The 12596-nt window shown below is 63.2% G+C and carries 13 protein-coding genes; 5 read left to right on the top strand and 8 right to left on the bottom strand.

All coding sequences use genetic code 11. The features are described 5' to 3' along the window. Both G8767_RS34070 and G8767_RS34065 read left to right on the top strand, forming a co-directional pair. The coding region (locus tag G8767_RS34070; protein ID WP_277346948.1) for an alpha/beta hydrolase domain-containing protein at positions 1-834 on the top strand (834 nt) is incomplete at its 5' end. A gap of 205 nt (positions 835-1039) precedes the next feature. Then, positions 1040-2338 carry a hypothetical protein gene (locus tag G8767_RS34065; RefSeq protein ID WP_003946055.1) on the top strand — a complete coding sequence of 433 codons (1299 nt, stop codon included), beginning with the start codon at positions 1040-1042 and terminating at the stop codon, positions 2336-2338. A 14-nt stretch (positions 2339-2352) separates the two neighbouring features. Here G8767_RS34065 and G8767_RS34060 read toward each other — a convergent pair whose 3' ends face one another. The 6 genes from G8767_RS34060 to ugpC form a co-directional block, all read right to left on the bottom strand. Beyond that, positions 2353-4542: a transglycosylase domain-containing protein gene (locus G8767_RS34060; protein WP_166814124.1), complete on the bottom strand. Its 2190-nt coding sequence runs from the start codon at positions 4540-4542 to the stop codon at positions 2353-2355. Between the two features lie 112 nt (positions 4543-4654). Beyond that, on the bottom strand, positions 4655-4864 hold the full coding sequence (locus tag G8767_RS34055; protein WP_019746112.1) for a hypothetical protein: 210 nt from the start codon (positions 4862-4864) through the stop codon (positions 4655-4657). Between the two features lie 19 nt (positions 4865-4883). After that, a complete protein-coding gene (locus tag G8767_RS34050) occupies positions 4884-5720 on the bottom strand; it encodes a carbohydrate ABC transporter permease (RefSeq protein WP_003946046.1) in 837 nt (278 codons plus the stop codon). Then, the gene (locus G8767_RS34045; protein ID WP_095971625.1) at positions 5717-6892 is read right to left on the bottom strand and encodes a sugar ABC transporter permease; all 1176 of its coding nucleotides are present in this window, start codon (positions 6890-6892) and stop codon (positions 5717-5719) included. The genes G8767_RS34050 and G8767_RS34045 overlap by 4 nt, the downstream gene beginning before the upstream one ends. A 20-nt stretch (positions 6893-6912) precedes the next feature. Continuing rightward, entirely contained in the window at positions 6913-8202 is a 1290-nt protein-coding gene (locus G8767_RS34040; RefSeq protein WP_003946022.1) for an ABC transporter substrate-binding protein, read from the bottom strand. A 170-nt stretch (positions 8203-8372) separates the two neighbouring features. Next, positions 8373-9446: a sn-glycerol-3-phosphate ABC transporter ATP-binding protein UgpC gene (gene ugpC, locus G8767_RS34035; RefSeq protein WP_166814122.1), complete on the bottom strand. Its 1074-nt coding sequence runs from the start codon at positions 9444-9446 to the stop codon at positions 8373-8375. Positions 9447-9560: 114 nt separating this feature from the next. On the opposite strand from ugpC, the gene G8767_RS34030 reads away from it, so the two are divergent. The 3 genes from G8767_RS34030 (at position 9561) to G8767_RS34020 (ending at position 11309) form a co-directional block, all read left to right on the top strand. Then, a complete protein-coding gene (locus G8767_RS34030) occupies positions 9561-10385 on the top strand; it encodes a DUF2786 domain-containing protein (protein ID WP_095971623.1) in 825 nt (274 codons plus the stop codon). Beyond that, on the top strand, positions 10382-10879 hold the full coding sequence (locus G8767_RS34025; RefSeq protein WP_124568466.1) for a TIGR04338 family metallohydrolase: 498 nt from the start codon (positions 10382-10384) through the stop codon (positions 10877-10879). Before G8767_RS34030 ends, G8767_RS34025 begins: the two co-directional genes overlap by 4 nt. Before the next feature lie 61 nt (positions 10880-10940). Continuing rightward, positions 10941-11309: a helix-turn-helix transcriptional regulator gene (locus G8767_RS34020; protein ID WP_054187250.1), complete on the top strand. Its 369-nt coding sequence runs from the start codon at positions 10941-10943 to the stop codon at positions 11307-11309. On the opposite strand, the gene G8767_RS34015 is transcribed toward G8767_RS34020, so the two are convergent. Together G8767_RS34015 and G8767_RS34010 are read right to left on the bottom strand one after the other, a co-directional pair. After that, positions 11310-11897 carry an ATP-dependent Clp protease proteolytic subunit gene (locus tag G8767_RS34015; RefSeq protein ID WP_003945993.1) on the bottom strand — a complete coding sequence of 196 codons (588 nt, stop codon included), beginning with the start codon at positions 11895-11897 and terminating at the stop codon, positions 11310-11312. Between the two features lie 4 nt (positions 11898-11901). Next, the gene (locus G8767_RS34010) at positions 11902-12510 is read right to left on the bottom strand and encodes an ATP-dependent Clp protease proteolytic subunit (RefSeq protein ID WP_054187251.1); all 609 of its coding nucleotides are present in this window, start codon (positions 12508-12510) and stop codon (positions 11902-11904) included. Between the last annotated feature and the right edge of the window lie 86 nt (positions 12511-12596).

The raw sequence follows: 12596 nt of genomic DNA, 5'->3' as shown, positions 1-12596 counted from the left end.
CAGATCCGCACTCCGACCGAAGTTGCACCGCTGGGCGAACTGGAACCACGTCAACAGATCGCAACCGGATGTTCGCAATCGGCAGGAGCACTTTCCGTCTTTGCGAATACGGTCGGGCCCCTCTACGGCGCGGTCGACGGTTACCTCCTCGCTGCACTGAGTTCGGCGTCGATCGGACCCGATCGGCCATCGATCGCAATCCCTCAACCCGTCGCCGAGGCCACAAACATCCCTGTGCTGCAGCTGAACACCGAAACGGACCTCTCGCAGTTTCGATCGCCGGACAGTGACTCGTATCGGCTGTGGGAAGTTGCCGGAACAACACATTCCGATCTGGATGCACAGACCTACCTGGAGAATATCGCCCGCCGCGATCTCGGGCTCGAGCTCGGCCCCTACCGATGCGCTGTGGAACCGTTGAGCCGCATACCGTTCAAAAATGCGCAGAATGCCGCACTCGAGGCCTTGAAGAAGTGGGCAGATGGTGGGTCCGCACCGACAAGTCAGCCGACGTTGCTCTACGCCGCCGACGGTGCACCTGTTCGTGACGAGTACGGCAATGCGCTCGGCGGTATTCGTCTACCCGAGTTCGCTGTCCCGACTGCAACCAACAGCCGTGAAAACAGCGGCCCCGACGTCTGCGGCACTCTCTTCGGGAGCTCCGTACCTTTCACGACCGAACTAGTGCGGTTTCTCTATCCCACTGCGAGCGACTACATGAGCCAGTTCGAAAATGCCACCACCGCGGCGGTCGATGCGGGCGTCCTCCTTCCTGACGACGCCCGAGCTGGTGAAATCACTGCCGGTCTCACTGCTCAATCGAGGATGAAGTAGCTGTGCAGCGAAAGACTGCCGCACGTGTGCGACGCAAAATCGGTGAGTACGGGCCGGCACTCCGTCCCAGCGCTACGGCAGTGATGTACTACGAACATCCTCACTGTCGGACCCCAGGACTACCGTCGTAGGCGGGGTTTGAAAAGCAGGGGTTTCGGCGAGTCGTCGGTAGGGCCCCATGCGCCCCCGGACCAGAGGAGCGGCGATGTCGGACAATACTTTCGATCTGGAAATCCTGAGTGCCTGGACTACTTTCGAGACTCATCTCGCTCGTTACATCTCCGTGATGGAGGACGACGACACCCTCGTGGTGGAGTCGCATTACGACAGCATGGACGAACTGGCGGACGCACCCGCGTGCATCCAGTTCTTCGCGTGGAACCAGACCTCCGTGCGCTGTGAAGTCCCTTCCAACAGGTTTCTGCATCCACTGCGGATGCTCGAACCGGAAGATCACTCCGCACTGCTCGACATGGGGTTCAACGCTCCCGATCTGTGCGAGCACGAGCCCGAGGGCAACGGGTCCATGTCCTTCTACATCGACGTCGACCGCGCTCGTCCCGAGGAACTGGTGACAAAGGTGCTCCGCGTCTTCCGCGAGATGTGGAGCATTGCGCACCCGTCGTTCCTGCGTGCCAGCACCAGTGGACGCGAGTCGACGCCGGCGTTCGCCACGACGCCGTCGCACGCTCCCTCGGGTTCGGGAGACATGCTGCGGATCCTGGTCGACGGAGCCGTCGAACGCCTTCTCGGTCATCCACCCAAGCGTGACGACGACGGCGACATCCCGCTGGTCCGCGGTGAGCAGGTCACCTATGTTCGTGTCCTCGAGGACGACGAGTACGTAGAGGTGTTCTCACGGGTCGTGCATTCGGTGGAGAACCTCGAGAACGCTGCTGTAATTCTTGCTCAGCTCAATCGGCAGTGGCCGACCATCAAACTCATTCTCGTCGAGCAGAGTGTGCTGGGCGTGGTCCGCGTGGACGGTGCACCCTTCGTCGCCGAGCATCTGCTGCGGGCTCTGCGCTCGTTCGCGGAATTGGCCGAAGCATCGGACGAACTCGCCGAAGAACTGGGCGGGCAACCCATTCGCGCTACCGGAGACACCGCCTTCAACGACGGGATGGCCTCCGAGCACGAAGATCCCGGTGCCGAATACGAGTCACACGAGTGCCACGAATTTCCTCCGGCGCTCATGGCGCTCCTCGAACTCGACGCCGACGGAACGGGTGAGCTCAGCGCCGAAGAGGTTGCCGTGATCTGTGAGCACGACCGCGACACCATTCTCGACTACCTGCGGATCAGCCAGGAGCAGGAGACGGCCTGGCACGAGGCGTTGACCGAGTCCATCCGTCGCAAGGACGACGACACCGACCTGTGTGCGGGCGAGAAGCGCGCGTGGACGCACGCGATCCGCAACCTCAGGCGCGGGCTGCGCGTCGTCGTACTGCCCGCCAAGGATGCAGCGCCGACCCAGCTCGGTCTCTTCGACGATCAGGCCTAATCGGGCGCTGCCTGTCAGCCCGGTAGTGGGATGACGATGCCAGGCAGGATCTCGATCTGACGCGGCAACTGGGGGAGCGGCGGCACTTCGATCGGCGGCAAGCCAGGCACCTCGATGGGCGCTGGGGGAGCGGCCGCGCCCGTTGTGGGCGTACCCGTCCCGTCGCCCGAGGTCACGCCGGAGTTCGCGGGAACGCCGGCCTGCCCGCCGATGGGATCCGGCCACGGGAAGCTCTCCCAGTCGGATCCCTTCAGCGCGCCGTCCATCGTGCTCTTCCAGATGTCGGCAGGCACTCCGGAGCCGTAGATCAAGCCGCCGTAGGAGTTGGTGATGGCCTGCGCGTCGGAAGTACCGATCCAGACCGCGGTGGACAGCGACGGCGTGTAACCGACCATCCATGCATCCTTGTTCTGCCCGGTGTCACCCAGCTGCGCGGTGCCGGTCTTGGCAGCGGACGGGCGTCCACCGGCAAGCGCGTGACCGTTCGAGTACGCCGCGATCGGCAGCATCGCCTGCGTGACGTTGTCCGCGACGGCCGCATCAAGACGACGCTCACCAGGCGAGACCGGACGATCGAGCAGGACTTCACCTTCGGCCGTCACGACCTTCTGGATGAAGTGCGGCTGCTGGTACACGCCGGAGTTAGCGAGCGTCGCGTACGCGGAGGCCATGTCGATAACGCGAGACTGATACTGGCCGAGCACGATTCCGTTCTCCGGCGGGCCACCCTCCTGGGTGAGCGTCGGGTAGTCGAGCCCTGGAATGTGTTCGGGGATTCCGGCCAGGTGGGCGGCGTCGGCGATCTTCTGGGGACCGTTCTCCATCGAGAGCATCAACCGGTAGAAGCTGGTGTTCAGCGAGCGCTTGAGTGCCTCGGCGATGGTGCATCGACCACAGGATTCGCCGCCGACGTTTCCTATCGTCACACCGTTGATCGTGAGCGGTGAACTGTCGAACCGCGCGGACAGCGGAATATCTTCCATCAATGCTGCGACCAGGCCGAAGACCTTGAACGCTGAACCGGTCTGCAGCGGCGCCTGGGCATAGTCGAAGCCGGCTCCGTCGTCACCGCCGTAATAGGCGTCGACGCCACCGGTCTTGGGGTCGATGGACACGACTGCGGTCCGCAGGTCTTCCGGCTCGCCCTCGAGATTCCGCTTGACGGCGTTCAGCGCAGCTTCCTGCGCGACCGGGTCGATGGTCGTCGTGATCTGCAGACCAGCGGTGTTCAGCGTCTGATCGCTGATCCCGGCCTCGGCCAGTTCCTTGAGTACCTGGGTCTTGATGTGGCCTTCAGGTCCTGGCGCCTGGTTCAGATCGGTCGGCCGATTGGCGGGGGCGACAGCCGGGAACTGCATGGCGTCGCGATCCGTCTTGGTCAGGCTGCCCAGATCCACCATGCCGTTGAGAACGTAATCCCAGCGCGCTTGCAGCGCGGACAGATTGGTCTCGGGGTCCAGGAACGACGGGCTCTGGATGACGGACGCGAGAACTGCGCCTTCCTCGACGCTCAGCTCACTGACCGGCTTGTCGAAGTACGCGTTCGACGCGGCGGCGATGCCGTACGCACCGCGACCGAAGTAGATGGTGTTGAGATACGCGGCAAGAATGTCGTCCTTGGACCACTCGCGCGCCATCTTCGCGGAGATGACAAGCTCACGCAGCTTCCGGTCGATACTGCGCTTGTCGCCGACCAAGACGTTCTTCACGTATTGCTGAGTGATCGTCGAGCCACCGCCGGCGCTTTCCTTGCCCATCACGTTGTCGCGGGCAGCGCGAGCAAATCCGGAGATCGAGAATCCGGGGTTGGTGTAGAAGTTACGATCCTCCGCCGAGAGCACCGAATCGCGGACGTGAATCGGGATGGCCGACAACGCGACCTCGGTCCGGTTTCCCTCTGGCGGCACCACTTTCCCGAGCACGGTCGTACCGTCGGCCATGTAGATGGTGGACACCTGATTGGTCTGCATGTCCGAGGGGCGCGGGACGTCGGTCCGGCTGTACGCGACAGCAAAAACCGACGCAGGCACGATGATCATCAGGAGCACGAGAACGTAGATGGTCCGCCGGACGTACCGCCACTTGGAGCGCTGCTTCTTCGCCGGCTTGGCCGACTTGCTCGACCGAGGCGAATTAGCCGACTTGCCCGATCGAGCCGACGACTGATCGCCACCCGTCGCACTCGATCTGTTCGATGGACTCACTCAACACTCCCGGTCGTGGATCCGGACTTACCGGCACCATTCCACCAGGGTGATATCTCGATCAGATAACTCCCGGCAACTGCGATACCGAAATGTCACCCTACCGGGCTGGCTACTCGCGACGTTCTGCTCGGACCGCGTTCCGATATCCGCGGAACGCCAGCCCGAGAGCGACGACGCAACCGAGCAGCACCAAAGACGGCATAACGCCGGGGTCACCCTTGACTATCGCAACCACAGCGCCGATCAACGCCATGAGGGCGAAGACCGAGATGAAGCCGGCAATCAGCTCCATGCGCTGGGCGCGCGAAGCCCGCCTCATCGAAACCGTGCGGCCCGCATCACGACTTGACGCCGCCTGCGGTCAGACCGGCGATGATGCGTCGCTGGAAGATGAGAACCATGATGACCAACGGGACCATCACCAGGGTTCCGCCGGCCATGATCGAGGTGTACGGCGTGACGAATGGGTCGGTTCCGGAGAACTTGGCCATCGCCACCGTGACGGGCGCGGTCTTGTCACTCGAGAGTTGCAGCGAGAGCAGGTACTCGTTGACCGTCGCGATGAAGGCCAGGATCGCGGTGGTGAACAGCGCCGGCGCGGCGAGCGGCAGCATGATCAGGCGGAAGGCCTGGCCACGGGTGGCGCCGTCGATACGCGCCGCTTCTTCGAGCTCCCACGGAAGTTCGGAGAAGAACGACGTCAGCGTGTAGACCGTCAGCGGCAGCACGAACGAGATGTTCGGGATGATCAGCGCTTTGTAGCTGCCGATCCAGCCGATGTCGGTGAACAACTGGAACAGCGGAGTCACGAGGGCGACGACCGGAAACATGGACGCGCCGAGGATGATTCCGGTGACGAAGTATTTGCCACGGAAATCGAAACGCGAGAGCGCGTACGCCGTGAACACACCGATGACCAAGGCGATCAGCGTGGTCGCACCCGCGATGATGAGGCTGTTCATCAGTGCCCGGGTGAAGTTCACCTTGGCATCGGGATCGAGCGCCGCCGTGAAGTTGGACAGCGTGAGATTGGTGGGCCACAGCGACGTCGAGAACGTGTCCGCCGGGTCGCGCAGCGCCGTCACGATCATCCAGTAGCAAGGAGCGAGTCCCCACACGATGATCAGTACGACGCCGATGTAGGTGCCGATCTTGCCGCGTAGTGCCTTGTTCATACCGGCTCCCCCTTCCGCTGCTTTTCCTGCGTGCTGACCGCATTGGCTCCGAGGAATCGGACCAGGATGAAGGCCACAGCGAAGATGATGAGGAACGTGATGGTGGACAGTGCCGACGCCGAATTGGCGCCGACGCGCATCTGATCGACCACCAGAACCGAGATGGTGGAGGTGGCCGGATTGGATCCCATCATGATCGCGGGCAGGTCGTACATGCGCAGCGCATCCATCGTGCGGAAGAGCACCGCCACCATGAGTGCGGGCTTGACCAGTGGAAGCGTGATCATGCGGAACCGCTGCCACGCCGTCGCACCGTCGACCTTGGCGGCCTCGTAGACGTCGGCGGGAATCATCTGCAGACCCGCGAGTATCAGCAACGCCATGAACGGCGCCGTCTTCCAGACGTCGGCGACGACGATCGCGAATCGCGCCGGCCAGGGATCGGCCGTCCACAGGATGTTGGTGCCGAGGATCTTGTTGGCGATGCCGTCGTTGGCGAAGATGAAGAACCACAGCTTCGCGGTGACCGCCGTGGGGATGGCCCAGGGAATCAGCACGGAAGCGCGGAGCAAACCGCGTCCGCGGAACGTCTTGGCCATGATCAGCGCCATCGACAGACCGATCACCGTCTCGAGCAGGACGGTGACGACGGTGAAGCCGAACGTGTTTCCGATCGACTGCCAGAACTGCGATCCGAGTGTGCCGGGCGGGCAGGGAATCGAACCGTTGGCGGTGTTGCAGGACTCGGTGATCCAGTTCTTGTAGTTGTCGAACCACGTGAACTGACCGGTGACGAACATGCCGGTCTCGGGATCGAGTTTCTTGCCGTCGCTGTGCATCGACATCCAGATCGCTCGTCCGAGCGGATACAGAATGATGACGGCGAGAACGATCAGCGACGGTGCGACGAACGCCCACACCGGAACTCGTCGACGCTTCTTCGGCTTGTCGGCCGACGCAGTCGGGGGCGAGGTCGGTGGGGGTGGAGTAGCTGCAAGGTCAGGCAGAACCTTGGTCAGGGATGTCCCTGCTGCCTCGGATGCCGACGGCTCTTCTAGCGGTTCCGGTGCGCGGTGTCTCCCACCAACGCCCGAACGGTCGGGACCGGTTGAACCGGCCCCGACCGTGGGGTTGGTAGGCACAGCCGCGGAAGGATCCTGCGGTTCTGCCATTGCTTATTGCTCCTGGTAGATCAGTTACCGGCGGTTTCGATGCCGGCCTTGGTGTCCGCCAAGGCCTGCTCGACGGTCTTCTCGCCGCGAATAGCAGCGTAGGTGTTGTCGGAGATCGACTTCGACACCTGCGTGTAGTACGGCGTGACGGGGCGCGGCTGAGCGGTAGCGAGTGCTTCCTTCAGGGTCGCGAAGTACGGGAACTGAGCGAGCACTGCCGGGTCGTCGTAGACAGCCGAGAGGACGGGGGCGCCGCCGACCTCGGTGAAGTACGTCTGCGACTTCTTGGTCTGCATGAACTCGAGGAAGTCACGAGCCGTGGCCGGTGCGTCCGAGTACGCGCTGATGCCGACGTTGTAGCCGCCGACCGTCGAAGCGCCCGGTCCGTCGACACCCGGAAGGACGGTGTAGCCGTACTTGCCGGCAACCGAGGTCTTCTCACCGTCGACCGAGAAGCCGGACCACGTGCGCATGAAGAGTGCCTTGCCGTCACCGAACGCGGTCTGCGACTCGCCCTCGGAGTAGGTCAGTGCTTCCTGCGGGATGGTGTTGTCGGCGAAGTTGTCGACGATCGACTGGACGCCTGCCTTCGTCTTGTCGTCGATGGCCGGGGTGAGTCCGTCCGGGCCGACCCACGGGCCGTCGAAAGCGTTGGTGATCTCGGTGGTGTTGACCGTCAGGCCCTCGTAGTTCTTGAACTGACCGATGTAGCAGGAGATGCCGGCTTCGACAGCCTTCGGGCAGTTTTCCTTGAGCTCGGCCCACGTGGTGGGAGCCTTCTCGACGAGGTCCTTGCGGTAGTACAGGAACGCGGCGTTGGTGTTCTTCGGCGCTGCGTAGAGCTTGCCGTTGTAGGTGCCCGACGCGACGGTCGACGGCAGGAGGCCGGACTCGTCGATCGCGAGGTCACCCTCGAGCGGCAGCAGCCAGCCGTTTGCGGCGAACTGAGCGGTGTTCACGACGTCGACGCCGATGAGGTCGTACTCGTCGCTCTTGGCCTGCATGCGCTGGGTGATGTCGTCGACCTGCGCGTTGGCTTCCTTGGCCAGCGGCTTGAGCGTGACCTTCTCGTCCGGATGCTCCGCATTCCAGTCGGTGATGATGTTTTCGAGCGCCTCGTTCAGGGCATCCTGCCCCTCGACGATCGTGATGGGTCCGCGGCCTTCGCTCGAGGACGATCCCCCGGATGCGGCCGTGGTGCTGGTTCCGCTGTCCTTGTCCGAATCGGACGAGCAGCCTGCCAGTACCAGCATGGACGCTGCCGTGGCTGCAATTGCAGCGCGGCGCATCGCCTTCGAGTTCAGAACCATGGATTCGCTCCCCGTATGTGTATGACAAATAGACGGTCACCGAGAGCCGGCTCACGGCATGCGCCATGGGTGCCGGCTCCCGGCATCGGCCCCTACTGTGGCACGAGACACCCGTACTTGTGGGTATTACGCCGAACCTGAATCGGTCATGTGTCGTTTGACAGGTCCACCTAACCCAGGCGGCGCCCGTCGGTGGTGGCAAAAATGTGCACCTTCTCGGGGTCGACTCGCAGGTTGACGCGCTCGCCCTTCTGCGGCGGATTGCGCCAGTCACCACGCGAAACGATCTGCTGCAACCGCCCACCGATCGTGGTGCGTCCGTAGACGTAGGCGTCGGAACCGAGTTCTTCGACGACGTCGACCTCCATCGGCAGGCCTTCGGCGGCGATCTCGAGGTGCTCGGGGCGAATACCCAGAACGACCTCGGTTTCGACGACGCCGTTCATCGTCTCGCGCGGAACCGGAACGATCCCGTCGCCGAATGCGACGCCGCCGTCGACGACGGGGAGGGTGAAGAGGTTCATCGCGGGTGAACCCATGAAGCCGGCGACGAAGACGTTCTTCGGCTTGTTGTACAGCTCGCGCGGCGAGGCGCACTGCTGCAAGATTCCCTTCTCGAGGACTGCGACGCGGTCACCCATCGTCATCGCCTCGACCTGGTCGTGGGTCACGTAGACCATCGTCGTCGCGAGGCGTCGCTGCAGCTGAGCGATCTGCGTACGCGTCTGCACACGGAGTTTCGCGTCGAGGTTCGACAGCGGCTCGTCCATGAGGAAGACCTGCGGCTGGCGGACGATGGCGCGGCCCATCGCCACTCGCTGACGCTGACCACCGGACAGCGCTTTGGGCTTGCGATCGAGGTACGGCTCGAGGTCGAGCATCTTCGCGACCTCTTCGACGCGGGCGCGGATCTCCGTCTTGTTGGTTCCGGCGAGCTTGAGCGCAAAACCCATGTTCTCGGCCACCGACATGTGCGGGTACAGAGCGTAGTTCTGGAAGACCATCGCGATGTCGCGCTCTTTCGGTTCCTGACCGGTGACGTCTCGGTCGCCGATGAGGATGCGTCCGCTGTGGACGTCTTCGAGCCCGGCGAGCATGCGCAGGGTGGTCGACTTTCCGCAGCCGGAGGGTCCGACGAGGACGAGGAACTCGCCGTCCTCGATCTCGAGGTCGAGGTTGTCCACTGCCGGCGTGCTCGATCCGGGGAACAGGCAGGTGGTGCTCTCGAAAGTCACTGAAGCCATGACGGGGTTGATCCCTTCTACCGGCAGGAACGTGCCGGACGATCCAAGTTGAGGGTGAGCGTGTGCGCTAGCAGCATAAACGTCCGTGTCGGCGCGCGAGCGTAGTCTTTCACGGTGAGTTCGGAGAAGATGCTGACCCGCATCGGTGCGTTGCTTCGCCAAGCGGAGTCCACCGACAATCCACACGAAGGTGAAGCCTTCATGGCCGCCGCGCAGCGGTTGGCCACCGGTTCCGCGATCGACCTGGCGGTCGCACGTGCGCACACCGCGTCCTCTGAAAAACGTGCGACGCCCACTCAACGGCTCATCACCATCGGCGAACCTGGCAAGCGCGGGCTGCGAACGTACGCTCAGTTGTTCATCGCGATCGCCGCTGCCAACGACGTGCAGTGCGACATCGCGCAGACGTCGGCCGTCATCTACGCCTACGGCTTCGCCGGTGACATCGACGTGTGCGAAGCCCTGTACTCGAGCCTGCTCTTCCAGATGGTGCGTGACTCCGACGCCTACGTACGCTCCGGGGCGTACCGCGGCGAAACGTCCGTGCGGACAGTCGTCGAAACTCGTGGACGACGACGCGTCAGCACGCAGGTCCGCAAGCCGGTGGCCGGAGTGACGGCGCGCCTGAACTTCCAGATGGCGTACGCGTCCCGCATCGGCGCTCGGTTGGCCGAGACGAAGCAGGAGACGGAGAAGGCGGCGATCGCAGAATCTGCCACGTCGTCTTCGGAAACTGCACTCGTGCTGCGTAACAAGGAAATCGAGCTGAAGGACTACTACTCGTCCAACTCCAAAGCGCGTGGGACGTGGCGGGGCGGTGGCCGCGCGAGCGCCGGGCATTCCTCGCATGCTCGACGAGCGGGTGATCGGGCGGCGCGCTCCGCACGCCTGGGAAACCTTCCGGAGATCGGCGGGGTGCGCGGGCAGCTCGACTCGTGAGGGATAAGCAGCGGAGCGCCGTTTACGAGGCAGAGACGTTGGTACGCACCATGTTCGATCGCGCCGACGAACGCGGGCTTCGGAGCGTCGAGGTCATGGGTTCCACCATCACCCTGCCGGTCGAGCGCAAATTCGGTTCCGTGGAGTCGGTCCAGGCGTACTGCGATCAGCTACTCGGACTGAACTGGGTTCGCGAGACCTGGCCTCGCGCAGCCGTTTCGGTGTCCGTACGGTCCCGCGCCGGTAATGCCGCCGCCCACTATTCGAACGACGTCATCGCCGTTCCAGACGACCGTGACGGCCGGTGGGCACTGCGAGAATTCGTCGTCCTGCACGAACTCGCGCACCACCTGGGCGACCCAGCCTCCGACGAGGCTTCCCACGGGCCCGAGTTCGTCGACCGCTACACGAGCCTGGTCGGCGAGATCATCGGGCCCGAGGCGGCCTTCGTTCTTCGAGCGATGTTCCTTGCCGGCGGTGTCCAGACAAGTTGAGGGTTATCAGCCCTCGGTGAACCGGGTGGTGCGCGAACCGGTCGGCTGGAATACTCGGCCTATGGAGGCATCGCGGAGATTAGTCCTGGTCAAGGGTGAGTCGGAACTCCCCGATCCGGCTGTCGCCGTCCGCAAACCCCCACTGATTCGTGAAGCCTACGGACGAGTGTTGAGGGAGGTCCGACGCGATCAGGATCGAACTCTCGACGACGTCGCCGCAAAGGTCGGGATGTCGAAGCAGTACCTCTCCGAGATCGAACGAGGCAAGAAGGAACCGTCGTCGGAAATTCTGCGCGCCATCTGCGAAGCGCTCGGGATGCCGCTCGAACACCTGCTGTTCCGAGCAGGCAACAGGATCGTTGCGCTCAACTCCCTCACCTTCGGACATTCTCCCGCACCGATCTCCGGTCCCGTCCTGATGGCAGCCTGATCAGTTCCCTTCGATGAGGGTGTCAGCCAGCCCGTAGGAGATAGCGTCGTCGGCAGTGAAGATCCTGTCGCGATCGGTGTCCTTACGGAGCCGCTCGACGCTCTGACCGGTGTGCTTACTCAGAATCGCCTCGGTCTGCTCCCGGATTCTCAGGATCTCGGCTGCTTGAAGCGCGAGGTCCGAGATGGTGCCGCTACCTTGCGTCGACGGTTGATGCAGCAGCACCCGCGAATGGGCGAGAACATGCCGATGGCCCGGAGTGCCGGCGGCGAGAAGCACTGCAGCAGCCGAAGCCGCTTGACCCATGCAGTACGTCGAAATCGTCGGTTTCAAGAACTGCATGGTGTCGTAGATCGCGAGCATCGCCGTGGTGGAACCGCCGGGAGAGTTGATGTACAAACCGATTTCGCGATCCGGGTTGTCGGCTTGCAGATGCAGCATCTGAGCCATCACGACGTTGGCGACGCCGTCATCGATCTCTGTGCCGAGAAAGACGATGCGTTCGTTGAGCAGCCTGCTGAAGATGTCGAAAGACCGCTCACCCGTTGGTGTTCGCTCGATGACACTGGGAATCGTGTACTGGGACATGACGTCACAATCCGATCTTGGGGAAGGTGGCTTGCGGTGCGATCTCGGCGAAGGACGTCACGACGCGGTCGACGATCCCGTACTCGCGCGCCTGTTCGGCGGTGAACCAACGATCCCGATCACTGTCGGTCTCGATCTCCTCGACGGTCCGGCCCGTTTCGGTGGCGAGGATTTCCTGCGATTGACGCTTCATCAGCTCGAGGCTCTCGGCCTGGATCGCAATGTCCACCGCAGTGCCACCGATACCTGCCGAAGGTTGGTGCATCATGATGCGGCTGTGCGCCAGGCTGATTCGCTTGCCGTGGGTACCGGAGCAGAGAAGCACCTGGCCCATGCTGGCGGCGAAGCCCATCGCGACCGTCACGACGTCGTTGGGGATGAGCTTCATCGTGTCGTAGATGGCCAGACCGGCAAACACCGATCCGCCGGGTGAATTGATGTAGAGCACGATGTCGCGCTTGGGGTCGGTGGTGGCGAGTAGTACCAGTTCCGAACACACACGTTCGGCCATGGCGTCGTTGACCTCGCCGGTGAGCAGAATGGTTCGCTGTCGGAAGAGCCTGTCTGTCAACAGGTCACGGTAGCCGGTATCTGTGGGCGCTTCGGTAGTCATGAATCCATTCCTACCGGCGCAGCGATGCCGGGGCCCCGCCTGTCTGCTGTGGGCAGACCGCCCCTGTTTTGCCCGCCGCCTTTGCC

Origin of the sequence: Rhodococcus sp. IC4_135 (assembly GCF_011602025.1) — a bacterium.
Lineage (GTDB): Bacteria > Actinomycetota > Actinomycetes > Mycobacteriales > Mycobacteriaceae > Rhodococcus_F > Rhodococcus_F baikonurensis.
Note: the sequence above shows the minus strand (reverse complement) of the source record. Positions and strands in the feature narration are given on the sequence as shown.

Excerpts from the sequence above, each read along its gene's own strand:
- G8767_RS34050 (WP_003946046.1), bottom strand. The coding sequence starts at position 5,720 with ATGAACAAGGCACTACGCGGCAAGATCGGCACCTACATCGGCGTCGTA.
- G8767_RS34045 (WP_095971625.1), bottom strand. The coding sequence starts at position 6,892 with ATGGCAGAACCGCAGGATCCTTCCGCGGCTGTGCCTACCAACCCCACG.
- G8767_RS34020 (WP_054187250.1), top strand. The coding sequence starts at position 10,941 with ATGGAGGCATCGCGGAGATTAGTCCTGGTCAAGGGTGAGTCGGAACTC.
- G8767_RS34040 (WP_003946022.1), bottom strand. The coding sequence starts at position 8,202 with ATGGTTCTGAACTCGAAGGCGATGCGCCGCGCTGCAATTGCAGCCACG.
- G8767_RS34065 (WP_003946055.1), top strand. The coding sequence starts at position 1,040 with ATGTCGGACAATACTTTCGATCTGGAAATCCTGAGTGCCTGGACTACT.
- ugpC (WP_166814122.1), bottom strand. The coding sequence starts at position 9,446 with ATGGCTTCAGTGACTTTCGAGAGCACCACCTGCCTGTTCCCCGGATCG.
- G8767_RS34010 (WP_054187251.1), bottom strand. The coding sequence starts at position 12,510 with ATGACTACCGAAGCGCCCACAGATACCGGCTACCGTGACCTGTTGACA.
- G8767_RS34015 (WP_003945993.1), bottom strand. The coding sequence starts at position 11,897 with ATGTCCCAGTACACGATTCCCAGTGTCATCGAGCGAACACCAACGGGT.
- G8767_RS34055 (WP_019746112.1), bottom strand. The coding sequence starts at position 4,864 with ATGAGGCGGGCTTCGCGCGCCCAGCGCATGGAGCTGATTGCCGGCTTC.